The organism is Maribacter sp. 4G9, from assembly GCF_002742265.1.
GTDB lineage: Bacteria > Bacteroidota > Bacteroidia > Flavobacteriales > Flavobacteriaceae > Maribacter.
On the sequence record NZ_MDGL01000160.1, the window covers coordinates 26119 to 49008 of the forward strand.

Sequence of the window (22890 nt, forward strand, 5' to 3'; positions counted from 1 at the left end):
GGTTAAAGTTCAAATTAAGGATGACAGAAGGATTTAATCTTATTCCAGTAATTTCCGGCGTGATTGGAGCCTTAATTGGAGCAACTTCTGCTAATTACTTTGCCTCGAAATCTAGAAAATCCAATCAGACTTTTGAGTTTCATAAAGAATTTAATAGCACGTCTTTTTCAAAATATCGAAGTGAAGCCTACTTGTTGATTAAAAATCACCCTAACAAAAACTATGATGAGCTTTGGGAAGAAGAGTTCCATGGCAATAACGAAGTTAGGACCATTAGTTTATATATGATCATGAGATTTTACCAAAGATTATGGTTGGCGATAAAATATGATAAAATTGACAATCAAATTGCACCAGATCTCTTTGGTGAAGTCTTTGTTTGGTGGTACTATTTCTCCTTTGAAAAAAACCTAGTTGAAGGGACATCATGGACAGCAGGGGGACAAATGTTACAGTTAGAAAGATGGTTTCAAAAAAACATGAATGTAGTTATTTATAAGAACGAAATGAATAACGCCTTGGAAAGGTTGATAGCTATTTCAAATAAAGTTCAATAAAACGATTAAATCTATGCTTAAACTTAATGCTGTTTAAAGTATAACCCTACCCTTTTTATGGAAGGCTACATAGAAAATACATTTTCTAAATAGTGATAAAATGTATCGAGTTGAACATCTACAGCAACATTCGCGAAATTACCAGAGTCCTTTTTAAAAACGGTATTGCCTGATGAAGTGCAAACGCCGGACATAGTATACCGCCCGCGCCGGGTAAAGTTTACCACTTAAATACGCATGGCAGCCTAACCTATATCAGCAGTTTCAATAATTATTGCTATGCTCACGTTAATCCGGTGCTCGTGGTTCAATTTGACCGGCTCATCCACTATTATCTATAGTGGTGTAAAACGATTACTCCCCATGTTTTTAAAATGACATCGGACTACATATCAAATCAATAGGTGAGATTGGCAAGACTTTTGGGTAAAAGTCCGGTTCTTTCAGCTTTTAAATTTTATTAACGCTGTATATCAATAGATTGATATTGATTTTTATGGGAAGATTTATTTCAATAAATGTTGTACATATGTTGTACAGAAGAAAAAAACCCAAGAGGCTAATCTTGGGTTTTCCTTTGTTTATTTGTAGCGAGAGAGGGACTTGAACCCTCGGCCTCCGGGTTATGAATCCGACGCTCTAACCAGCTGAGCTACCTCGCCATGGTATTTTTTGCGGCTGCAAATATAGAGTTTAATTTTTTGTTCATCAACATTAGTCGGCTAAAAAATAATAAGCTTCTTTTATTTTTTTATCATGTAGAAATATATATATTGGGCGCATAAAGATGATCGAATGAGCGATAAAATTAAATTTGAGATAGAATACGTTATACAATCTTCTCCCCAACTGTTGTATCAATATTTGGTGACTCCCTCAGGACTTTCCGAGTGGTTTGCCGATAATGTCAATTCCAGGGGTGAAAAATATATGTTCATTTGGGACGGTGCCGAGGAAGAGGCCAAATTATTAAAAAGAAAATCCGATGAGTTTGTACGGTTTTCTTGGACTGAAAGCAATGATGATTCCTATTTTGAAATGAAGATTATTGTGGACGAAATAACTAAGGATGTTTCTCTGTTCATTACCGATTTTGCGGAGGAAGACGAAGTTGACGAGGCAAAAATGTTATGGGAAAATCAAATATCCGATTTAAAGCAGGTACTTGGTTCAAAATAAAATTCCCTTGGTAAACCGTATCTTTGGGCCTTTAATGTAAAGGCCTTTTTTTATGATAAATTTTAATGGTGAACTGTATAGGGATGACGATACTATTTTAAACCATGACAATCGTGGTTTTTTATACGGTGATGCACTTTTTGAGACTATTCGAGTTGTAAATGGCCATATTTATTTTCTTGAAGATCATTATTTGAGACTCATGTCCTCCATGCGGATTTTACGTATGGAAATCCCCATGAATTTTACGATGGAATTCTTTGAAGATGAAATCAAAAAAACCACGCGGGCAAACGAAAATGCCCAAGGTCATAGAATCCGCTTTTCCGTGTTTAGAAATAGTGGGGGGCTATATACTCCAAAAACCAATGATACTTCCTATGTGGTGAGTGCCAAAAAACTAGAAACCCCGTTTTATGTTTTGGACGAATTACCTTATGAAGTGGAACTTTTTAAGGACTTCTTTGTGAATAAGGGCATGCTCGCCAATTTAAAAACGAACAATAAGGTCCTACATGTGGTTGCAGGAACATTTGCCAAGGAAAATGATTATGCGAATTGTTTGCTGTTGAACCTTGAAAAGTCTGTAGTGGAGGCCATTAACGGGAATTTATTCTTGGTTTCTGGGAATACCATTAAGACACCGCCCTTAAAAGATGGTTGTTTGGATGGCATTATTCGAAAAAAATTGATTTCTGCTTTAAAGGATGATGAACATCTAAAAGTGGTGGAAGAAAGTATTTCTCCTTTTGAACTTCAAAAGGCAGATGAAATTTTTATCACCAATACTATTAGCGGCATTATTCCAGTGACCAAATACCGCAAAAAGGAGTACAATTCTGATATTGCAAAAAAGCTTGTGGGAAGATTGAATGTCCTTGCTAGATTGACCGTTTAATCTGCAAAATCCAAAAAAAAATTACATCCCAACTTTTATTTAGATAACCGGCCATAGATATTAAAATAGGGTAACCTTTACGTATTTAGTTATCAATACAATGTCCAATTTAAGAACCTACCAATGTACTGATTCATTTACCCGATGCCTTCATTGTGCAAATTGCAAGGAAACCAAGCTATTTGTAAACATTACTGCTTCGTCACAGAAAAAGTAACGGCGTAAGCTTTTGCTCATTTCTTAACCGGAACGGATATATTGAATATCTTAATAGTTACAAAAGGGATACCTTTCACAGAACATCATTTAGATACTTTATACCTGTAATTTCGTATTTAATTATTGGGGTAGTTGAACTTTGCTAACTGCTAACTGCTAACTGCTAACTGCTAACTGCTAACTGGAATCGCTCAATTAAGACTTGGGTTTTCGGGTGCATTGGACCATAGAAGATAATCCCCACCTAGTTCCAACATTTTTTCCTTCCAAAAAGCCCCGGACGATTTTTTGATGATTTGACTTTGGTATTCGTTTTTGACGACGATCCAAGACTTGGACAAAAGTTCTTTGTCCAACTGAAGGGACGACCATCCTGAATATCCAAGAAAAAACCTGATATCGTCTTCGGAAATGATATGATTATTTATAAGGTCGACGGTTTTATCAAAATCCCCGCCCCAGTATATACCATCGGATATTTCCACACTATTATCAATCAAATGCGGCACCTTGTGAATAAAATATAGATTATCCTGCTCTACGGGCCCACCATTATACACTTGAAATGGCATGGAGATTTCTGTTATAAGATCGCTAATTTGATATTCTAAAGGCTTGTTCAGAATAAATCCTACGGACCCCTCTTCATTATGTTCTGCCAATAACACCACGGACCTATTAAATGAAACATCTCCGGTCAACGAAGGTTCTGCAATTAACAACTTACCTTTATTTGGCTTTAAATGGACCATTTTTAGCTACCTGATATTATCTAAAATAATACAATTCCTGTTAATTAACCAAATGGGAAATAAAAAAAGGCACTTAAAAAGTGCCTTTTAATTATGATAATCGTGCATTTTTTAGTTAACTGCATCGCTTAAGTCAGAACCTGCCTTAAACTTAACAACGTTTTTAGCTGCGATTTGGATAGTTTTACCTGTAGATGGGTTTCTACCTTCTCTTGCATTTCTTTTAGATACGGACCAAGATCCGAAACCAACTAGAGAAACTCTATCGCCCTTTTTAAGAGCACCTTCAACATTTCCTAAGAAAGACTCCAATGACTTTTTAGCCGCTGCTTTAGTGATGCCCGCGTCTGCTGCCATTGCATCGATCAATTCTGTTTTGTTCATAATGTGATTAAATTAATTGTTGTTAAATAATTTTAAACCTTAGAACAAATTTATATGGATTTATGACCAACACAAGTAAAACAGGCGCAAATCCCTTATTTTGTTGATAACTCAGGAGGTTTGTTGATAAAGTAGGACATTTTTTACGTGCTCAGCTATCCCAATAGGGACGGGGCTTTAGCCAAGATGGGCATTTTTTGATAAATTAAGTCCGTTTAAGAGATCGACTACGTTCATTTTCCTTTTTCCTTGAAGTTGCACTTCCAATAGATGTAGGAAACCATTTTTAACGGCGACCTTTATTTCTTTTTTATCAAAAATCAAGGTGCCATTTTCCAAGGAATGCTTTGATGCTTCCTTGGATGTTCTATAAATCTTAATAATTGTCTCGTCACTCTCATTATAAAGTATACTCCATGCGGCGGGGTATGGACTCAACCCCCTGATCATATCATAAATTTTATTCAGGGGAAGGTTCCAGTCTATTTTACAAGTTTCCCTATGAATTTTATGGGCCACTTTTAAATCGGCGGTGCTTTCTTGTACCGTGGTATCCAAATCACCCGCAATGATCCTACCCAAAGTTTCGAGAACGGCACGGGCACCCAGTATCATTAATCTGTCATGTAGGGAACCCGCGTCCTCATCGGCAAGAATATCCATTTCTTTTTGAAGTATGATGGCACCTGTATCTATTTTTTCATCTATAAAAAAAGTGGTCACCCCTGTCTTTGTTTCCCCATTGATGATGGCCCAATTGATAGGAGCCGCACCCCTGTAATCTGGCAACAAGGACGCGTGTAGGTTAAATGTCCCTAATTCTGGCATTTGCCAAACCGCCTTGGGCAGCATTCTAAAAGCAACCACTACCTGAAGGTTGGCATTCAATTCCTTTAGATCCTTTAAAAAGTCTTCGCTTTTTAGATTGGTGGGTTGTAAGATAGGAAGGCCATTTGCCATGGCATATTTTTTTACTGCGGATTCATTCAATTTTCTTCCGCGCCCAGAAGGTCTATCCGGGGCCGTTACCACGCCCACTATGGTATGATTGGCTTTAACGATGGCATCCAATATCCCCACGGCAAAATCCGGGGTCCCCATAAAAACAATTCTTAATTCTCGCATGCGATGATTTTATATTCATTTTTGGCGTTAATCATGATAATCCCGTCTTCCAGTAACTCTTGTAGAATCATCAACAAGGAATCTGGATTGCATTTAAGCAAAGTTACTAATGATCTTGAGGAAGCTTCCTTGTTATTAAGCAAACCAATCGTTCTTTGTTTCAAATCCATTAATTCGTCCGTCCGATCCTTTTTTTGTAAACACACATCGCAGATACCACACGGCAGTAAATCTTTCTCACCAAAATATTGCAATAATTGTTTGCTTCTACATACCTGATCTTTGTCTATATATTCCAGCATGGCCTCGACCTGGGCCTTTTTCAATTGGTTCTGTTCCTCTATGTTTTTTGCAAACCGGTTGATGGTCTGGTCATCTTCCCTTGGTACTAAAAAGGTTAGTTCAAGATCACTGTGTGATGCATGGTATTCAATTATTTCATCCTTATCAAGAATTTCAAGGTGCCCCAGCACTTTGTTTTCAGGATAATTCAGTTTCTTGGCCAAAGTAAAGGTGTTGATGACCGTATGGTTTTCAAAAATTCCACCATAGGTCCTTAATATCAATTTTACACTATCGTCCAAAAAGCTATTCCTTTTCAAATATTCCAAAAGCGAATCCTTGGAGCATATAAATTGCACACTGGACATGCGATTGAAAGATTCTGATAGCGCGATGACAGAATTTCTATCGAGTATTTTTAGTGTATTGTACGTAATTAGGGTATTCAACTGATATACATCGCAGAACTCATTGAAATTTAGACGGAAAGCCTCATTGCTTCCCTCGCCATAGGCGATTTGAAAATAATTGCTCAGTTTCCTATAGATGAACTTTACCATGGCAACATCCGGTAACACACTAAGAAACTGCTTTCTTGCAAGTTCTTCATCCGTTTTATTGGTAAATAAAATGGCCTCTGCCATCTCACCGTTCCTTCCGGCCCTTCCGGCTTCCTGAAAATAATTCTCGATACAGTCCGGTATCTGATAATGTACGACCAAGGAAACATCCGGTTTGTCAATACCCATTCCAAAGGCGTTGGTCGCTACCATGACCTTTATTTCATTCTGTAGCCAACTTTTCAATTTATCCCTTTTATCCTTTTCTGGAATCCCTCCATGGTAAAAGGTAGCCGAAATGCCGTTTTTCGTTAAATAGGTACTTAATTCCTCCGTCACCTTGCGTGACCGGGTATACACTATTCCACTACTTTTAAGTTGTTTGCAATAATGCCTTAATTGAAATCGCTTGTCTTCATGGGTGTCTACCTTAAAGGATATGTTTTTTCGTGAAAACGATTGCTTTTCAATTAAAGGGTTTATTAATTCCAATTGTTCAACTATATCCAATACGACTTTTTGGGTGGCCGTTGCCGTCAAGGCAATCATGGGGACTTCGGGGTGGAGTTCCCTTAAAAGTTGGCATTTTAGGTACGCCGGACGAAAATCGTGTCCCCATTGCGAAATACAATGCGCCTCGTCCACCACAAAAAAATTAACGTCCATCTGGCGGATCCGCTCTTGGATTATCTCTTGCTCCAAGCGTTCCGGGGACATATATAAAAACTTATAACCGCCATACACGCAATTGTCAAGGATATCATTGACTTCTTCAAATTTCAGGCTCCCGGTCATTCCAATGGCCTTTATTCCAAGACTTTTTAATTGGGATACTTGGTTTTGAATCAATGATATCAAAGGGGAAATAACAATGCAGATACCGTCAGTTGCCATGGCGGGCACTTGAAAACAGATGGACTTTCCTCCTCCGGTGGGCATTAACGCCAAAACGTCCCTACCGTTCAGGATTGTATCAATAATATACGCTTGAGGGCCCTTGAAATGAAGGTAGCCCCAATATTCCCTCAGTACTTTATGTGGTTCCAAGCTCACTTATCCCTTTGTCCGTTTTAATATAAAATTCAATCGTTCCGATATGCTTCCAAAAGGTACTTCTAGAATATCATATTCCAAGGAGCGGTAAGTCTCCTCAAGATGGATATGTAAGTCTACGGCTTGGGGGTAGCTCTCCAACCGTTCATTGTCCTGTACATAGATTTCCTCCCATGGGGGTAGGATGAACACTTGGTCATACTTATTGTTTTTGCAAGTATCCTTAAACGCTTCGTCATAGGCCTGTCCAAAATAATCCATATAGGCTAGGACATCCGGCATTCCCCTATCATAGAAAAGTAGTTCTTTTTCTACGGTTTCGGCTTCTTTAAAATGTTTCAATCTACCTTGTAAAAGAGTTTGGTTGAAGGACAATGAATCGTCTACAAAATCAATAGGATTGCTAAGGATTACATTTGGATCTTGATATTTTTTTGCCTCAAGGGTCATGGTTCGAATAATTTCATGGAAACAATGGTATCCTGAATTTTCCAAAGATTTAATTACCGAAGTTTTTCCAGTGCCAGGGGCGCCTGTTATAACAATTCTTTTGAAGTCCAAAAAAAATAGATTTATCCTGTAAAAATACGGAAACGGTAGGTATTAAAAAACTAGGCATTTCCCCGTATCTTTGTAAAAAAATGAAGTAATGGCGGAAAAGAATTCTGATGCGTTTTACAATAAATTAAAAGAGCAGTTAACGGCCACAAGTTCATGGCCTTCCAATTACCTATATAAGTTCATTGTGTTGTCAGACCAAGAAAAAATTAAGGCAATCCACAATATATTCGATAATATGGGGGCGGTAATCGAATCCAAGAAGTCCAAAAAAGGAAAATATACCAGTGTATCGATTACGGTTAACTTAAAGGACCCAGATGAAGTCATAGCCAAATACAAGGAAGTAGGGGCCATAGAGGGTGTAATCTCGTTGTAAAATAGTATTTCACCAATAATTTTATTAATTTGCAGGCGTTAAGAGAATACTTCTTCAGACTATTAAAGATAATTTTCCCAATTTGGATTTAGTAAATAACCTCGAATACAATACAGAGCGTCCCCAATTGATTATTCCTGAATATGGAAGGCATTTTCAAAAAATGGTGGATTATGCCGTAAGTATTGAAGATACGGCCGAGCGTAATCGCGTGGCGAACTCCATTATCAGTGTTATGGGCAACTTACAGCCCCATTTGCGCGACGTACCGGACTTCCAACATAAACTGTGGGACCAGCTATTTATCATGTCCGATTTTAAACTGGATGTGGAATCACCTTTTCCCATTACGTCAAAGGAAATGTTACAGAAGCGTCCTGAACCTTTGGACTATCCACAAAACTTTCCCAAATACCGATTCTATGGGAACAACATCAAACGTATGATCGATGTTGCCGTTCAGTGGGAAAAAGGGGATAAGCGTTCCGGATTGGAATATGCCATCGCCAATCATATGAAAAAGTGCTACCTCAACTGGAACAAGGAAGTTGTGGACGATACCGCCATTTTCAACCATTTGTATGAGCTTAGCAATGGCGAGATAGATCTTGCCGCAAAAGGCGAAAACCTTACGGACAGTGGGCAATTCCTTAAGAACAAGGTAGCCAAAACTCCTAGGTCAAACGCTGGTAAAAAGAATAGAACTAATAATCGCGGTAAAAAACGCTACTAAACTTCCATTTACAAGATGGGAACATTTAAAATCGAAGGTGGTCACCCGCTCTCCGGTGAAATAACACCACAAGGTGCGAAGAACGAGGCATTACAAATTTTATGTGCCGTCCTTTTGACATCGGAAAAAGTTACTATAAACAACATCCCGGATATTGTCGATGTAAACAAATTGATTTCCCTTTTGGAAGACCTTGGTGTCAAGATTCAAAAGAAGGGCAAGGGTTCTTACACCTTTAAGGCAGACGATATCAATCTGGATTATCTACAATCAGACCAATTCAAACAAGATGGACGGAGCCTTCGAGGTTCCATAATGTTGGTAGGTCCGTTATTGGCCAGATTCGGCAAGGGGTATATACCCAAACCTGGTGGGGATAAAATTGGAAGAAGACGTTTGGATACCCATTTTGAAGGCTTTATAAAGCTAGGGGCCAAATTTAGGTACAACCGGGAAGAATATTTTTATGGGGTAGAGGCCAAGGAACTCAAAGGTACCTATATGTTGCTGGATGAGGCCTCGGTTACCGGCACCGCCAATATTCTTATGGCCGCTGTTTTGGCTAAAGGTCAAACGACCATTTATAACGCCGCTTGTGAGCCCTATCTACAACAGCTCTGTAAAATGCTCATTAGGATGGGTGCAAAAATATCTGGTGTTGGTTCCAACTTATTGGTCATTGATGGTGTGGAAACACTGGGGGGAACGGAACATACCATGCTGCCCGACATGATCGAGATCGGAAGCTGGATCGGCCTTGCCGCCATGACCAAAAGCGAGCTTACCATAAAAAATGTAAGTTGGGACGATTTGGGACAGATACCCACGGTTTTCAGAAAACTGGGTATTCAACTGGAACGTAGAGGGGATGATATCTATATTCCTAAGCATACAAACGGATATGAAATCCAGAATTATATCGATGGATCTATATTGACCATTGCCGATGCCCCTTGGCCAGGACTGACACCAGACCTGCTCAGTATTATTTTGGTGGTAGCCATACAGGCCAAAGGGGAAGTGATCATTCATCAAAAAATGTTCGAAAGCCGATTGTTCTTCGTTGATAAACTATTGGATATGGGCGCTAAGATCATCCTTTGCGACCCCCATAGGGCGGCCGTGATGGGACATAATTTTAAGTCTACCTTGAAAGCCACCACTATGACCTCGCCCGATATTAGGGCAGGTGTCTCCTTGTTGATTGCGGCTCTTTCGGCAAAAGGGACTTCAACTATCCATAATATTGAACAAATCGATAGGGGGTACGAGAATATAGATGTAAGACTACGGGCTATAGGTGCTAAAATAGATAGGGTCTAATCCTGTCAGGATTTTTCAACAATCGTTCCATCCGGATACTTGGCAAACCGACCTTTTTCGGCAGGATGCACATTGTCCGGATAAGGCCAGGGCCATCCCCCGAATTGCGTCAATCGGAATTGTGAAAATGCCTTTTGCAGTTCCTCCCTTGTCGTCATAACAAAAGGACCTTGTTGTGCTACAGGTTCTTCAATGGGAGCCCCCTGCAGCACTAAAATCTTGGCGCTATGTGAGCCGGCCTTGATACTGATTTCGGCCGTAGGGTCTACATCGGCCCCATAGTTCTGTATAAGTGTTTCACTGCCCAAGGTAATTTCATCCCCTTCATAAAAATAAATACTTCTGTTAATGTTCTTTTCTGCCTTTGGAAGACTCAGTTCGCCATTCGCTTCGATATGTATGTTCCAGATGGCTACCATGTTTTCTGGCTCTGATGCCCAGGAGTCTGGAGGTGGGTCAAGCGCCAAGGTTTCGTTAAAATTACCGGCAATAACGGTTATGGTGGCATTTTCAGTCTCTATCACGGGGATGTCCTCATGCCAAAGCATCTTAAAATGGGGATCGGCAAATTTGGATTTTTTGGGTAGATTCAACCAAATTTGAAAAAGTTCCAAGGTATTCTGCTTATCTGTATTCAATAATGGAAACATTTCGGAATGTTGTACCCCGCTGCCCGCTGTCATCCATTGGGTGTCACCTAGACCAAAACGCCCTGCCGCCCCTAAGGAATCTGAATGATCACAGAAACCTTGGTTCACCAAGGTCACCGTCTCAAAACCTACGTGAGGATGTGCCGGAAATCCCGGTATGGTCTGACCGTGGTACATCCGCCAATCCTGATTTGGATTAAAATCACTACCCAAGGGTCTCCCCTTTAATAGTTCAGGAGCCGGACCTAAATCAGAAGTGCCTTCTGGAAAATGGTCCAAATGATGGACGCAGAACAAAAAGGGATCTTGGGTCTGCCATTGGGGGCCAAGCGGAAACTTTCTTACTATACCATTACTCATTAACTTAGGTTTTATTCCGTACGTCTACTAAAATTACGGCAGTGCTACTTCTTTACAAAATACGTTCCATCACTACGAATTCCAAATCTGCCTTTGTAAAAAACTCGTTGGTTTTGGTCATTCCAAAATTTTCATAAAAATGGGTTTTGTCGATCCTGGCATTGCACCAAATTCTTTTGACCTGCATTTGAAAACAAATATGGATGACATGCTTGATCAATAAGGCAGCATAACCCTTTCTTTGGTATTCCGGTTGAGTTGCCAGTTTTCTAAATTGTGCGGAATCACCTGCTATAAACACCGAAATGCAGCTCACGATTTTCTCATTGGTAAATATACCGAAGTGCTTTCCGTCACTATCATTTTTTAGTTTGACAAAATCCATTGGAAAATCTGGCCACATAACCCTATGTCTTATGGGCCACGTAGTTTCCGCCGAAATATTTACAATGCGCAATACCCTATGGATTTAGTGTTCATCCTGAAAGACTACGTTGCTTGCATGATTCTTAATGCTTGGCGGTATTGATTTCAATCCAATTGTTCTCTGGATCTTGAACATAAATTTGCCGAACGCCATCGGCTCTTAAGGTAATGGCGTTAGGTTTGCCCGGCCAATCTGAATAAGGAACCTCCTTCTCTGTCAAATAGGCCACAAACTCGTCCAACTTTTGTGTAGCCAAACACAAATGGACACTTTTGCTGTGTTTCATGGCAACGCTGTCCTTTCCAATCAAATGCAACTGCGAATTTCCATTGATTATAAACCATCTAAAGCCCGAGGTGGCGGAAGGATGTGGAATTTCCTTAAGCCGTAGGATGTCTTTGTAAAAAGTTCCGGTTTTTTCCAAATCCTTTACAATGAGCGAATAGTGGTCGTAGGTAAAATCAAAACTAGGAGGTGCATCCTCCTGAGAATTCATAGAATGTTGCAGCAGGAGGAAAATAAGTGTTACAAAAGCCAATTTTTCAAACTTAGCCCAATGCCTCCAATTGTTTTTGGATTTCATCCGCTTTTGCATATTTATCATCACTTGCCTTTCTGTTTGTTTTCGATAATTCAAAAGCCTCTTTAAGCAGCTTTTGATATTCACCAGTGAGTTTTTCTTTTTCAGTTTTTCTTTTAAATAATCCGAACATAGCAATTTAATTTAGTTTTTTCCGATGGGTGGTGGCCCATCTATCATAGCTTCATATACTTCATTTCCTTTTCTAGTCTTAAATTCTTCCTTAACGGCATCTACCATTTTTGGGTTTTCAAAAAGATCCAACATGGTCATGCCCATCGCCTTGGCAGCATAAACCATTCCTTTGTGACCAATGGACATACCGCCACAGGCTACCACAGCCCATGAGTGCCAGGGCGTATCTTTTGGAGCTACGGTAACCCCAAGATTTATGTTGGGTACATTCCAGCTCACGTCGCCCACATCCGTGGAACCGCCCCCGGGATTCTCTTCGGTTTCTTTTAGGGGATGTACCTTGCCGTCCATGCCAACTTCAGGTTTACCCGTAGCCTTTTGAATGGCCCTTCCAAAAGTTTCTTCCGCTTCGGTATAGCTTATTGGTCCTAAAAGTTCGAGATTTGATTGCATGATTTCCCCACCGGTCCTGTTTACCAAGGTTTCGTAAATACCCGATACCAATGTTATTTTGTAGTCCACATCCGCCATGATGGCCGCACCTTCCGCCATTGCCTTTACACGTTCGTAGGTTGGCAACATCTTGGACCTTTTTGGGTCACGTACCCGCACCCAAAGTTTGGCATAGTCGGGAACCACGTTTACTACTTGTCCACCATCCTGTATATGATAGTGGATCCTTGATGTGGGGAGAATATGCTCCCTGTAATAGTTTATCCCGGTAGTATACAATTCCAACGCATCTGAGGCGCTTTTTCCGTTCCAAGGGTCCATGGATGCATGCGCGGTCTGTCCATGGAATTCTACGATAAAATCGATAAGGGAAAGTCCGGTTTGAACATCGGCCTCAATTCCTGAGGAAGGATGCCAACTTACATTAACGTCCACATCGTCCCAGAGCCCGGCCTCTACCATCCATACCTTGGCAAAGTATTTTTCCTCTGCCGGAGTTCCCAAAAACTTAACGGTACCTTGTATTTTTCCTTCCTCCATCAATTCCTTTATGGCAATGGCCGCTCCCAAACTCGCCGTACCGAACATGTTGTGACCGCATCCATGACCAGCGGCACCCTCCTTTAATGCGGACTTTTCTGGAATGGTCTTTTGCGATATCCCTGGCAAGGCGTCAAATTCGCCTAAGATACTTATTACCGGTTTGCCAGAACCATAGGTAGCGGTAAAGGCAGTGGGAATATTGGCAACACCCCTGGTTACGTTCAAACCATTTTTTTCGGCATAATCCGCTAGGATTCTCGAGGATTCGGTTTCCTCAAAGGCGGTTTCCGCAAGTGCCCAAATGGAATCACTAATCTTGATTAGTTGCTCCTTATGTTTTTCTACCGAAGCAATAACGGCCTTTTTTTCCTTGCTCATTTTCTGGCCCTGAACAGTGTTCAAAAGACCTAAAAGGCATACTAGAAGTACTAAATTTTTCATCTTGATTGGTTTTTGTGGTATGGATATTCGTTGTTCAAATAAAAAATTTCGAAATATGATTCGATTGCATCGTAAATATAGGACTTTAAAAGGTTTAAAGGAAGTTGATAGTTACGTGGAATGCTAAATTTTTATGTTCCGGTCAGGCTATTGGGGCGAACGCAAAAGCTTCATTCCGCATATCTAATAGGAAAATATACTTAACGGCTTGGTTTTTCGTTATATATCAACCTACTCGGGCCCTAAATTTTACCAGTATGAAAAATTCTATCCTTCTATTCCTTCTTTGTGGAACTTTTATTATCAATAGTTCCTGTAGTTCTACCAACAGGTTGACCATGGGGGTAACACAGGCACCAAGGATATCAATTCCTTCAAATGTTACCAAAATTGGTATTATTAACCGGAGCATTCCATCCGAAGAAAATAACAAACTTGACAAACTTGATAAAGTATTGTCCTTGGAAGGGCGAAATTTGGATAAAGAAGGTGCGGAATATGCCATTCAAGGCCTTATGGATGAATTAAGTAGGGATGGAAGGTTTGAGGTAATTAACATAGCGGATGTTGATGATCAGCGAAAGGGGCTTGGTGTCTTTCCTGCGGCGTTACCTACCGATGTTGTGGAAGAAATTTGTCGTACACATGGCGTAGACCTCCTTTTTTCATTGGAGTTCTATGATACGGACACAACTCCCAACTATGAATTGACCACGGTAAACCTGCCCAACAACCTTGGTATCAATGTGGGTATTCCAGGTCATAGATTGACCCTAAATACGTTAATTGAAAACGGCTGGAGGGTATACGATCCAACTACAAAAACTATATTGAATGAGTATATTTTTAATGATTTCCTTACTTCAATAGGGGAAGGCGTCAACCCTGCGAAAGCATTTGAGGCCATTGTTGGCAGAAAGGAAGGTGTATTGCAAATCAGCAATACCATTGGTGTGGATTACGGACTTTTAACGAGGCCTATAAACGTTAGGGTGGCTAGGGATTATTTTGTGCGGGGCACCAATAATTTCAAAATAGCGATGCGACGGGCCAGAACGGGCAACTGGGACGGTGCTGCCGATTTATGGGCCGCTGAACTCAATAACAGAAAGCCTAAAATTGCCGGAAGGGCCCATTATAACATGGCCATCATCAATGAAATCAATGGCGATCTGGAAAAAGCTTTGGAATTTGCTTCCGCTTCATATTCCGATTTTGAAACAAGATTGGCCTTGGACTACGTAAACATCCTACGAAGAAGAATAGCCGAAAAGCAAGAATTGGAAGCCAAGTTCGATCAGCTTTCCAGATAATCAATTATTAAGCGCTTCTTTATAGGTTTCCAAGCAGCGCTCCCTGGCCATTTTATGGTCCACCATTTTATCGGGATAGGTTAGTTCTTGCAGTTCTGGAACCCATTTGTTGATATATTCCCTTTCCTTGTCGAACTTATCCACTTGTGTCATGGGGTTGAATATCCTAAAGTAAGGGGCTGCATCCACACCACTTCCTGCGGCCCATTGCCAATTTCCCACGTTGGAACTCATCTCATAATCCAGGAGTTTTTCAGCAAAATAGGCTTCTCCCCAGCGCCAATCAATCAATAAATGTTTACAAAGGAAACTTGCAACGAGCATCCGTACCCTGTTGTGCATGAAACCTGTTGTGTTGAGTTCCCGCATTCCGGCATCTACAAGGGCATAACCCGTTACTCCCTTTTTCCATTTTTCAAATTCATCTTCATTGTTGCGCCATTCTATGCGGTCATATTTCGGCTTAAAAGCTTTATCCTTGGTATGTGGAAAATGCCAAAGTATTTGCATAAAAAATTCGCGCCAGATCAATTCGCTCCAAAACACTTCGTTCTCCTCATGAATGGCTTTTTTCATCATTTTTCTTACCGATGCCGTCCCAAACCTCAAATGGGGGCCCAACCGTGAGGTGCCGTTCTCCTTTGCAGGAAAGTTTCGGGTATCTTCATAATTGTTGATCAGGGTAGGGGTGACCGTATAATCAGGTACCTCAATATCCGATTTTTTAAACCCCAAATCGCTCAACGATAGGTTTGGTAGTCTTGTATTATTTATCAGGTTATCCAGAAAGCCGTGGGTATAATGAATTTCCAAATCCTTGTCCTTTTCAAAGACTTCTTTCCACTTGTTCTTGTAAGGCGTATATACCACATACGGGTCACCGTCGTCCTTCATGACTTCGGATTTTTCAAAAATAACCTGGTCCTTAAAAGTGTGGAAAGCTATATCATTGTCTCCCAATAGCTTTTCGATCTCCGCATCCCTTTCCCGGGCATAGGGCTCGTAATCCCTGTTCGTATACACCGATTGAATATCATAGGTATCAATAAGCTCTTTGAATATATTTTTTGGCGTTCCCGAATATATTGCCAAAGAGCTGTTCCATGCATCTTGAAGTTCGCTCCTCATTTTTTGCAAGGATTCAAAAATGAAGGTTACCCTGGCATCCTTTTCGGGCAATTTGGAAAGTATATTGGTGTCGAAGATAAAAATGGGCAGTACTTTTTGTTCGCCTTTCAATGCCGCTAAAAAACCGACATTATCGTCCAAGCGCAAATCCCTTCTAAACCAAAAAATATTGAGTTTGTTTTTGGACATTTAACTTAGGTTTAGGGTGGAAATCCCTCCGTCAACACCAATTATTTGTCCGGTCATCCAAGAACTTTTATCACTTAAAAGAAAGGAAACAATATTTCCTATATCTTCTGGAGTACCTACTCTTTTTAAGGGATGTCTTTCGCCCATGGATTCCCTTTTTTTGTCGTTGTTCAGCAATCTGCTTGCCAAAGGGGTATCGACAAGCGAAGGTGCCACGACGTTCACCCTAATTTTTGGCGCATATTCTGCGGCCAAAGATTTTGCAAACCCTTCAATGGCGCCTTTTGCCGAAGCTACACTGGTATGGAAGGGCATTCCATTGGAAACGGCCACGGTACTGAAGAAAACCATGCTTGAATCTTCTTTCATCTTGGCAATTATACTTTTCACGACCCTTACCAAACCAAAGAAATTAATTTCCATATCGTTCTCAAAGGTCTCTAGGCTCATCATCTTAAAAGGCTTCAGGTTGATACTTCCGGGACAATAGACGAATCCGTCAAGCTCAGGAATATTGTCAGTATTTAGAACATCCTCTATGGCATCAAATGGGATATGGGTAATACCTTGCATGTATTCAGGAGGTTCAGTTCTAGAGGCCACGATCAAATTATGGGTTTCCTTTAATTGGTCTACAATATCCAATCCTATCCCATGCGAACCGCCAATCAATAATATCGTCTTCATTTATATAGTTTTAAATTCAAGTCTATTTTCCTTATCTGGAATAGTACCGAAAAGCGCTGTCAATTTTTGCTCCCTATACTTAAATATTTGCTGTAATTGCCTTTTTACTAACAAAGGATGCGCCATTTGGCCCAAAATGCCAAATGGTAATTTATAATCAATAATGTCCTCCATTTCTATACCGCCCTCAATTTCGTTTATAAAATGTTTGTGATGCCATAAGCGGTATGGTCCAAAACGCTGTTCGTCCACAAAGTAACTTCCCTGTTGGACCTGGGTTATCTCTGTTACCCATTTAGTGGTATAACCAGGAAATGGTTTCACATTATATTGGATGATTTGCCCTGGGAACATTTTTCTATCCGCCCCATCAAGTATATCAAAACCCATGTGCTCTGGTGTAATTACGGTTAAGTTTTTCGGATCTGAAAGGAACTCCCACGCTTCCCGTGTGCCTATGGGTAGATATTGTTTTGATTTCAGTTGATACAGCTTCATATAATGAATTTAAACAAAGATATTTAATTTATGTTTAATGATAAGTTAAAAAGATTAAACAAAAATTAAACCTTTTACATCGACCTAGGAATAGTAAAAAGAATGTTTATCGATGAATAGGACACTTAAAAGGTTAAAAAGGTTTTAGTATATGACCTAAGAAAAGGATTTTGTAATTTTCCATGTAATGTGAGTTTTGCCATGAAATATGTTACGGCTTTTTTATTTCTTCTTGTTTCCGTCCTAAAGGCGCAGCAAACCGTATCTGTAGTGGGCGTTCTGGATAGTGAGATAAACGAAACTTCGGGTCTTCTTTTTTTTAACGATCGATTGATTACCCATAACGATTCCGGAAATGAACCTGTGCTTTATGAGATGGATACGACCTCTTTGTCCATAACCAGACGAATAACCATCACCAATGCAGAGAATGTGGATTGGGAAGCATTGACACAGGATGAAAACTATCTATACATTGGGGATTTTGGAAATAATGTGGGTACCAGAACGGATTTGGTCGTTTACAGGATCGATAAAACGGATTATTTGGGATCTGATCAGGTACAAGCCGAAAGAATCACGTTCAGCTATGAAGATCAGGTTGATTTTAACAATAATGGAAATTCCGATTGGGATGCCGAAGCGTTTATATCCTTGGATAATACATTGGTTATTTTTACAAAGCAATGGCAAAGTCAGGGTTCCGTGGCCTATTCGATTCCAAAAACTACCGGAAATCACACGGCCACTCGAATTGATGCCATAAGTGAAGTAGGACTGGTTACGGATGCCGATTATAATGACACAACACGTGAATTGTATATGCTGGGGTATTCGTCCATTTTAACCCCCTTTCTAATTAAATTTAGCGGTTCAGATAGCACGAACCTATTTAATGGGGAAGCTGAAAGGTTCGATATGGGCCTACAGTTCGTACAAACGGAAGGTATCACCCAAACCAATTCGACCGACTTCTATATTACTTCAGAATTCTTTTCCAGGCAAACCCCAAGCATTACAAGTGAGGCAAGGCTCTTTAAATTGCAGTTCCCAGACCCAGAGGTTCCGGAGGAAGAACCGGAAACTCCCGAAACCCCGGATGAACCAGAAACACCTGAAGAACCCATCGAAAACGAACAGGATGAGACGATTATCATCTATAAGGATATGAATTTCGGTTCGTTTCTGTATGAAATTCAAACCCCTAATACGGTTTTTGGAAGTGCCATTTTTGATGCATCGGGAAGGCTTGTATGGATTTCCAAGGATGAAGTCAATACATCCGGAGTTATTTCAAGAAATGTCTTTGGACCCGGTATTTTTTATTTCGCTGCTTATTTGAATACGGGAACCATTTCTGTACCCTTCGCACTCTATTAGATTATATCCTTGGTTATTTAAGACTTTCTTAACAAATGGGATTTTGGTTTATACCTAGTTTTGTTAAAACTAAATAAATCAATTAATTATGAACAAGGTAGTACTCTTTTTATTGGCCATTGTGGCTTCTTTTTCCCTTGAGGCCCAGATAAATACCCCGGCCCCAAGTCCTTCCTCAAAATTGGTCCAAATGGTTGGATTGACAGAGATGGTCGTAGATTATTCCAGGCCTTCCATGCGAGGAAGAAAAGTGTTTGGCGATTTGGTCCCCTATGGCAAATTGTGGAGAACTGGAGCAAACGCATATACCACGATTTCTTTTGATACCGATGTAACAATTGCAGGTAACGAGGTAAAGGCTGGAACCTATTCCATATTTACAAAGCCGGGTGCAAAGGAGTGGGAAGTCTTTTTCTATACGGATACCAATGGAGGCGGAGTACCATCAAATTGGGAGGAGAGCAAAATAATGGCCAAGGCTACCGTTCCGGTTTATCCCATTGAAATGCCCATTGAAACTTTTACCATTACAATCGATGACCTTACCAATACAGGGGCCAATTTGGGTATCATGTGGGAGCAGGTTTATGTAGGGGTTCCTATTGAGGTTCCTACGGATGCAGCTGTTATGAACAACATAGATAAGATCATGTCCGGACCGGGAGCGGGTGATTATTATGCCGCAGCAGTCTATTATTTAAGTGAGGGCAAGGACATTTCAAAGGCCAAGGATTGGATGGATACCGCCATGTCCATGACCGAGAATCCAGCGTATTGGCAATTAAGACAACAATCCTTGATTCTGGCCAAAGCCGGTGACAAAAAAGGTGCAATCAAAGCGGCCAAAAAATCATTGGCAAAAGCGAAGGAAGCCGGCAATGCAGATTATGTAAAGATGAATGAGGATTCCTTAAAGGAATGGGGAGCTTAAGAATCTTGTAACTTCTTATAGAAGCCCGAAATGCATTGTGCATTCGGGCTTTTTTTTTGGCTCAGACAGTAGGGGCGATTGCAGCTATGCGTGCCTTGAAATTTAAAATAAACTGGATATCAATACCTAGTGGATTTTTCCTAAAGTTTACTTCAACAGATGCACCCCGTCCCCAATTTCAAGCGGGTAGGTTTCACATGTTATCTGGGTCTCCGTGTAATAGGCTTTCTTTATTGCTTCCAAGGACGATTCCAACTGGTCCGTTTTAAGTAGGTTTATAGTGCAGCCTCCAAATCCGCCACCCATCATCCTAGATCCAAGAACACCCTCCAATCCTTCCCCTATTTTAACTAAAAAATCCAGTTCGGGAGTGGTGATTTCATACTGGGTTGACATCGCCCAGTGACCTTCCAAAAGAATAGAACCCACAAGATTTCCATTACCGGATTTAAGGGCATCCATCATTTTATGGACCCTGCCATTTTCTTCCAAGATATATTTTGCCCGTGTATAATCCGTTGGACTTAGTTCCATTTGTACTTTTTCAAGATCTTCCATGGTTACTTCCCTTAGTGAGGACACGGGTTTGATACTACTATTTATAACGGAGACTACCGTTTCACAAGAATTTCTTCTTTTATTATATTCTGAATCAACGGCAAGGTTATGTTTTATTTTAGAGTCAATTAAGGCCCAGCTATAGCCTTTTAAATTGATTGGAACATAATCAAGGGTCAAATCCTTACAATCAAGAAAGAGGGCGTTACCTTTTTTACCGAACAAAACGGCATATTGATCCATCAGTCCGCAGTTAAGTCCGATCTTATGCTCCGCAGCCTGTGCAATTAGGGCATTTTCCTCTTTACTTATGGATAATCCCAAAATTTCAGAAACCCCCAATATAAAACCGCAACATAGGGCGGCGGATGAGGAGAGTCCTGCACCGATAGGAATATCTCCCCCAAAAACACAATCAAAGCCCTCCAAGGAATATCCCTTTTCTATCATAATCTCGATAATGGCCTTAAAGTAGTTTCCCCAAAAGGCCTGATACGGTTTGTGATCTCCATTCAGTTCAAATACAATTTTTTCAGGAGCGGTCAGAAAGGTCTCAATGTTTATAATCTCCCTTTCATTTTTTTGAATGGCAAAATATATGGCTTTTTCAATGGAAGCAGGAAGCACAACACCCATATTATAGTCGGTATGTTCGCCTATTAAATTGATCCTGCCGGGAGCCCTTACCAAAAGTGGTTTCTTTTTGTAATTCGATATAAACGAACTTTTAATGTCGTCAGCAATCATGGGAATATCGTATTGGTCAATAGCTGGTTATGCTTCAGATGGCGGTTTGCTCAACATTCTGTCAAAAGCTTCAAATACTATGGACGTAATTATTACCAAAGCTGCACCAATAAAGTTCAACCATAGATATCCCAATTTTTCTTCGCCAGAGGGATAAATATGTATTAGGTTATAATAAATGATGCAAATAATAATTTGTGTGATTATGGCGGCAAAAAATACCGCATTGCCCTTTACAAATTTGAAGAAAAAGGCCAGAAGGAAAATTCCTAAAACATTACCATAAAAGATACTACCAATAATATTCACCAATTGTATAAGGTTATCAAAAAGATTGGCAATACAGGCGATCAATATGGCAATAACGCCCCATACAAAAGTAAATGCCTTGGAGGCTCGCACGTAATGTTTTTCTGTAAAGGAACCCTTCTTGTTCCTTTTGTATAAATCCAGGGCCGTTATGGTTCCCAAGGCATTGAGTTCCGATGCCGTTGAGGACATGGCCGCGGATAGAATAACCGCCAATAAAAGGCCTATCAATCCTTTAGGAAGATTATTGAGAATGAAGTGGATGAACACATAATCCTTATCATTGGTTTCAATGGATTCATCGGCACGCGAGATCAGTGCTTTCGCGGCAATCCTGTTGGTACTATCCTTTTGGTTTATGCGAATAATTTGTTGTTTGGCATCCTGTACCGCTGTGTATTCCTTAATATCCAAGGCAGCTGAAAACTGGTTTTGGGCGATGCGTTTTTCCGCCTCCAAGGCAACTTGTCCTTCCTGTAGAATTTTATAATCTTCGGAGTATTCTGAATCCATCACGGCCGATGTTGCGGCTGGATTAAAATTTAAGGGTGATGGATTATATTGATAAAAAACAAATACCATTACGCCTACCAAAAGGATAAAAAACTGCATGGGTATTTTAAAGATGGCATTGAATACCAAACCTAGCTGGCTCTCCCTGATGGATTTACCCGACAAATATCGCTGTACCTGGCTTTGATCGGTCCCAAAATAGGCCAAGGCCAAAAAGAGTCCCCCAGTAATCCCACTCCAAAAAGTATACCTGCTTTTTGTGTTCATGCTAAAATCCAGTATATCAAGCTTATTGCTGGCGCCTGCAATTTTTAAAGCTTTTGAAAAGGTAATGTCCGATGGAAGAAATCCTAAAATAAAGAAGAATGCCACAAACATTCCTGTCATGATAATGAACATCTGCTGCTTTTGGGTAACGCTGACCGCATTGGTACCCCCAGAAACGGTATAGATAATGACCAGAGTACCAATTATGACGTTTAAAGTGCCCAAATCCCACCCCAATACCGCCGAAAGAATAATGGAGGGTGCAAAAATCGTAATACCTGCCGCAAGGCCCCGTTGTAACAAAAATAAAATTGCCGCTAGGGAACGGGTTTTTAAATCGAATCTACCCTCCAAAAACTCATAGGCAGTATACACCTTCATTCTATGGTAAATAGGCACAAAGACCAAGCAAATAATAATCATGGCAAGGGGAAGGCCAAAATAAAACTGAACGAAGCCCATTCCGTCATGAAAGGCTTGACCGGGAGTGGATAGGAAGGTTATGGCACTTGCCTGTGTGGCCATTACGGAAAGACCTATGGTCCACCATTGGGCCTCATTACCCCCTTTTACATAGTCATCGACATTTGCGCTACCCTTGGTTTTCCATACCCCGTACGACACAATGAATAATAGGGTTCCACAAAGAATTGTCCAGTCTAGTGCTCCCATTCTAATTGTATGAAGTCATTATGAGGTAAAAAACAAGAATATAGATGAGATTTAAAATTAGAACCAACGAATACTCGCGCTTCCAGCTTTTATGGTCGTCTTTGTCC

At 40.4% G+C, this 22890-nt stretch carries 24 protein-coding genes and 1 tRNA gene; 9 read left to right on the forward strand and 16 right to left on the reverse strand.

Annotated elements, in window-relative coordinates; translation table 11 throughout:
* Nucleotides 1-20 precede the first annotated feature (20 nt).
* Nucleotides 21-557 (forward strand): hypothetical protein, encoded by a 537-nt coding sequence (locus tag BFP75_RS16225; protein ID WP_099546408.1) that lies wholly within the window; start codon nucleotides 21-23, stop codon nucleotides 555-557.
* Between the two features lie 588 nt (nucleotides 558-1145).
* Here BFP75_RS16225 and BFP75_RS16230 read toward each other — a convergent pair.
* Nucleotides 1146-1219: transfer RNA gene (locus BFP75_RS16230), tRNA-Met, on the reverse strand.
* A 133-nt stretch (nucleotides 1220-1352) separates the two neighbouring features.
* On the opposite strand from BFP75_RS16230, the gene BFP75_RS16235 reads away from it, so the two are divergent.
* Nucleotides 1353-1736 (forward strand): START-like domain-containing protein, encoded by a 384-nt coding sequence (locus BFP75_RS16235; protein ID WP_099546409.1) that lies wholly within the window; start codon nucleotides 1353-1355, stop codon nucleotides 1734-1736.
* Between the two features lie 52 nt (nucleotides 1737-1788).
* A complete protein-coding gene (locus tag BFP75_RS16240) occupies nucleotides 1789-2634 on the forward strand; it encodes an aminotransferase class IV (protein ID WP_099546410.1) in 846 nt (281 codons plus the stop codon).
* Nucleotides 2635-3044: 410 nt separating this feature from the next.
* On the opposite strand, the gene BFP75_RS16245 is transcribed toward BFP75_RS16240, so the two are convergent.
* The 5 genes from BFP75_RS16245 to BFP75_RS16265 form a co-directional block, all read right to left on the reverse strand.
* Nucleotides 3045-3605: a YqgE/AlgH family protein gene (locus BFP75_RS16245; protein WP_099546411.1), complete on the reverse strand. Its 561-nt coding sequence runs from the start codon at nucleotides 3603-3605 to the stop codon at nucleotides 3045-3047.
* 111 nt (nucleotides 3606-3716) lie between these two features.
* Nucleotides 3717-3989, reverse strand: coding sequence for an HU family DNA-binding protein (locus tag BFP75_RS16250; RefSeq protein ID WP_094998880.1), 273 nt, complete (start codon nucleotides 3987-3989; stop codon nucleotides 3717-3719).
* Nucleotides 3990-4166: 177 nt separating this feature from the next.
* Nucleotides 4167-5114 carry a methionyl-tRNA formyltransferase gene (gene fmt / locus BFP75_RS16255; RefSeq protein ID WP_099546412.1) on the reverse strand — a complete coding sequence of 316 codons (948 nt, stop codon included), beginning with the start codon at nucleotides 5112-5114 and terminating at the stop codon, nucleotides 4167-4169.
* Nucleotides 5102-7009, reverse strand: coding sequence for a RecQ family ATP-dependent DNA helicase (locus BFP75_RS16260; RefSeq protein ID WP_099546413.1), 1908 nt, complete (start codon nucleotides 7007-7009; stop codon nucleotides 5102-5104). The genes fmt and BFP75_RS16260 overlap by 13 nt, the downstream gene beginning before the upstream one ends.
* The gene (locus BFP75_RS16265) at nucleotides 7010-7570 is read right to left on the reverse strand and encodes an AAA family ATPase (protein WP_099546414.1); all 561 of its coding nucleotides are present in this window, start codon (nucleotides 7568-7570) and stop codon (nucleotides 7010-7012) included. It abuts the gene before it with no gap.
* Between the two features lie 88 nt (nucleotides 7571-7658).
* Here BFP75_RS16265 and BFP75_RS16270 point away from each other — a divergent pair, with 88 nt between their 5' ends.
* The 3 genes from BFP75_RS16270 to murA all read left to right on the forward strand — a co-directional run bounded on the left by BFP75_RS16270 (nucleotide 7659) and on the right by murA (nucleotide 10002).
* Complete coding sequence (locus BFP75_RS16270) at nucleotides 7659-7946, forward strand: DUF493 family protein (RefSeq protein ID WP_099546415.1); 288 nt, start codon at nucleotides 7659-7661, stop codon at nucleotides 7944-7946.
* Between the two features lie 82 nt (nucleotides 7947-8028).
* Nucleotides 8029-8679 carry a DUF4290 domain-containing protein gene (locus BFP75_RS16275; protein ID WP_099546416.1) on the forward strand — a complete coding sequence of 217 codons (651 nt, stop codon included), beginning with the start codon at nucleotides 8029-8031 and terminating at the stop codon, nucleotides 8677-8679.
* 15 nt (nucleotides 8680-8694) lie between these two features.
* The gene (murA, locus tag BFP75_RS16280) at nucleotides 8695-10002 is read left to right on the forward strand and encodes a UDP-N-acetylglucosamine 1-carboxyvinyltransferase (protein WP_099546417.1); all 1308 of its coding nucleotides are present in this window, start codon (nucleotides 8695-8697) and stop codon (nucleotides 10000-10002) included.
* A 5-nt stretch (nucleotides 10003-10007) separates the two neighbouring features.
* Here murA and BFP75_RS16285 read toward each other — a convergent pair whose 3' ends face one another.
* From BFP75_RS16285 to BFP75_RS16300, 5 genes are read right to left on the reverse strand one after another with little or no spacing between them, the layout of a single operon-like run.
* Nucleotides 10008-11012 (reverse strand): pirin family protein, encoded by a 1005-nt coding sequence (locus BFP75_RS16285; protein WP_099546418.1) that lies wholly within the window; start codon nucleotides 11010-11012, stop codon nucleotides 10008-10010.
* A gap of 52 nt (nucleotides 11013-11064) precedes the next feature.
* Nucleotides 11065-11469, reverse strand: coding sequence for a GNAT family N-acetyltransferase (locus BFP75_RS16290; RefSeq protein WP_240531814.1), 405 nt, complete (start codon nucleotides 11467-11469; stop codon nucleotides 11065-11067).
* A 52-nt stretch (nucleotides 11470-11521) separates the two neighbouring features.
* Nucleotides 11522-11935, reverse strand: a complete 414-nt coding sequence (locus BFP75_RS16295; RefSeq protein WP_099546420.1) for a VOC family protein — start codon at nucleotides 11933-11935, stop codon at nucleotides 11522-11524.
* A 52-nt stretch (nucleotides 11936-11987) separates the two neighbouring features.
* Nucleotides 11988-12152 carry a Lacal_2735 family protein gene (locus BFP75_RS21555; RefSeq protein ID WP_123803495.1) on the reverse strand — a complete coding sequence of 55 codons (165 nt, stop codon included), beginning with the start codon at nucleotides 12150-12152 and terminating at the stop codon, nucleotides 11988-11990.
* A gap of 11 nt (nucleotides 12153-12163) precedes the next feature.
* Nucleotides 12164-13591, reverse strand: coding sequence for an amidohydrolase (locus BFP75_RS16300; protein WP_099546421.1), 1428 nt, complete (start codon nucleotides 13589-13591; stop codon nucleotides 12164-12166).
* 257 nt (nucleotides 13592-13848) lie between these two features.
* Here BFP75_RS16300 and BFP75_RS16305 point away from each other — a divergent pair, with 257 nt between their 5' ends.
* Nucleotides 13849-14904, forward strand: coding sequence for a DUF6340 family protein (locus BFP75_RS16305; RefSeq protein ID WP_099546422.1), 1056 nt, complete (start codon nucleotides 13849-13851; stop codon nucleotides 14902-14904).
* Here the strand turns inward: BFP75_RS16305 and BFP75_RS16310 are convergent, their stop codons facing one another.
* The 3 genes from BFP75_RS16310 to BFP75_RS16320 are packed head-to-tail and all read right to left on the reverse strand — an operon-like array spanning nucleotide 14905 to nucleotide 17406.
* A complete protein-coding gene (locus BFP75_RS16310) occupies nucleotides 14905-16221 on the reverse strand; it encodes a cryptochrome/photolyase family protein (protein ID WP_099546423.1) in 1317 nt (438 codons plus the stop codon).
* On the reverse strand, nucleotides 16222-16908 hold the full coding sequence (locus BFP75_RS16315; protein WP_099546424.1) for an SDR family NAD(P)-dependent oxidoreductase: 687 nt from the start codon (nucleotides 16906-16908) through the stop codon (nucleotides 16222-16224).
* Nucleotides 16909-17406, reverse strand: coding sequence for an SRPBCC family protein (locus tag BFP75_RS16320; RefSeq protein ID WP_099546425.1), 498 nt, complete (start codon nucleotides 17404-17406; stop codon nucleotides 16909-16911).
* 201 nt (nucleotides 17407-17607) lie between these two features.
* On the opposite strand from BFP75_RS16320, the gene BFP75_RS16325 reads away from it, so the two are divergent.
* Together BFP75_RS16325 and BFP75_RS16330 are read left to right on the forward strand one after the other, a co-directional pair.
* Complete coding sequence (locus BFP75_RS16325) at nucleotides 17608-18786, forward strand: secretion protein (RefSeq protein ID WP_099546426.1); 1179 nt, start codon at nucleotides 17608-17610, stop codon at nucleotides 18784-18786.
* 88 nt (nucleotides 18787-18874) lie between these two features.
* Nucleotides 18875-19717 carry a DUF2911 domain-containing protein gene (locus BFP75_RS16330; RefSeq protein ID WP_099546427.1) on the forward strand — a complete coding sequence of 281 codons (843 nt, stop codon included), beginning with the start codon at nucleotides 18875-18877 and terminating at the stop codon, nucleotides 19715-19717.
* A 147-nt stretch (nucleotides 19718-19864) separates the two neighbouring features.
* Here BFP75_RS16330 and galK read toward each other — a convergent pair whose 3' ends face one another.
* Nucleotides 19865-21022: a galactokinase gene (gene galK / locus BFP75_RS16335; protein ID WP_099546428.1), complete on the reverse strand. Its 1158-nt coding sequence runs from the start codon at nucleotides 21020-21022 to the stop codon at nucleotides 19865-19867.
* A 27-nt stretch (nucleotides 21023-21049) separates the two neighbouring features.
* On the reverse strand, nucleotides 21050-22783 hold the full coding sequence (locus BFP75_RS16340) for a sodium:solute symporter (protein ID WP_099546429.1): 1734 nt from the start codon (nucleotides 22781-22783) through the stop codon (nucleotides 21050-21052).
* Nucleotides 22784-22890: the final 107 nt, after the last annotated feature.

Excerpts from the sequence above, each read along its gene's own strand:
- BFP75_RS16245 (WP_099546411.1), bottom strand. The coding sequence starts at position 3,605 with ATGGTCCATTTAAAGCCAAATAAAGGTAAGTTGTTAATTGCAGAACCT.
- BFP75_RS16295 (WP_099546420.1), bottom strand. The coding sequence starts at position 11,935 with ATGAATTCTCAGGAGGATGCACCTCCTAGTTTTGATTTTACCTACGAC.
- BFP75_RS16285 (WP_099546418.1), bottom strand. The coding sequence starts at position 11,012 with ATGAGTAATGGTATAGTAAGAAAGTTTCCGCTTGGCCCCCAATGGCAG.
- galK (WP_099546428.1), bottom strand. The coding sequence starts at position 21,022 with ATGATTGCTGACGACATTAAAAGTTCGTTTATATCGAATTACAAAAAG.
- BFP75_RS16315 (WP_099546424.1), bottom strand. The coding sequence starts at position 16,908 with ATGAAGACGATATTATTGATTGGCGGTTCGCATGGGATAGGATTGGAT.
- BFP75_RS16320 (WP_099546425.1), bottom strand. The coding sequence starts at position 17,406 with ATGAAGCTGTATCAACTGAAATCAAAACAATATCTACCCATAGGCACA.
- BFP75_RS16325 (WP_099546426.1), top strand. The coding sequence starts at position 17,608 with ATGAAATATGTTACGGCTTTTTTATTTCTTCTTGTTTCCGTCCTAAAG.
- BFP75_RS16225 (WP_099546408.1), top strand. The coding sequence starts at position 21 with ATGACAGAAGGATTTAATCTTATTCCAGTAATTTCCGGCGTGATTGGA.
- BFP75_RS16270 (WP_099546415.1), top strand. The coding sequence starts at position 7,659 with ATGGCGGAAAAGAATTCTGATGCGTTTTACAATAAATTAAAAGAGCAG.
- BFP75_RS16300 (WP_099546421.1), bottom strand. The coding sequence starts at position 13,591 with ATGAAAAATTTAGTACTTCTAGTATGCCTTTTAGGTCTTTTGAACACT.
- BFP75_RS16310 (WP_099546423.1), bottom strand. The coding sequence starts at position 16,221 with ATGTCCAAAAACAAACTCAATATTTTTTGGTTTAGAAGGGATTTGCGC.
- BFP75_RS16235 (WP_099546409.1), top strand. The coding sequence starts at position 1,353 with ATGAGCGATAAAATTAAATTTGAGATAGAATACGTTATACAATCTTCT.
- BFP75_RS21555 (WP_123803495.1), bottom strand. The coding sequence starts at position 12,152 with ATGTTCGGATTATTTAAAAGAAAAACTGAAAAAGAAAAACTCACTGGT.
- BFP75_RS16250 (WP_094998880.1), bottom strand. The coding sequence starts at position 3,989 with ATGAACAAAACAGAATTGATCGATGCAATGGCAGCAGACGCGGGCATC.
- BFP75_RS16330 (WP_099546427.1), top strand. The coding sequence starts at position 18,875 with ATGAACAAGGTAGTACTCTTTTTATTGGCCATTGTGGCTTCTTTTTCC.
- BFP75_RS16305 (WP_099546422.1), top strand. The coding sequence starts at position 13,849 with ATGAAAAATTCTATCCTTCTATTCCTTCTTTGTGGAACTTTTATTATC.
- BFP75_RS16240 (WP_099546410.1), top strand. The coding sequence starts at position 1,789 with ATGATAAATTTTAATGGTGAACTGTATAGGGATGACGATACTATTTTA.
- murA (WP_099546417.1), top strand. The coding sequence starts at position 8,695 with ATGGGAACATTTAAAATCGAAGGTGGTCACCCGCTCTCCGGTGAAATA.
- fmt (WP_099546412.1), bottom strand. The coding sequence starts at position 5,114 with ATGCGAGAATTAAGAATTGTTTTTATGGGGACCCCGGATTTTGCCGTG.
- BFP75_RS16340 (WP_099546429.1), bottom strand. The coding sequence starts at position 22,783 with ATGGGAGCACTAGACTGGACAATTCTTTGTGGAACCCTATTATTCATT.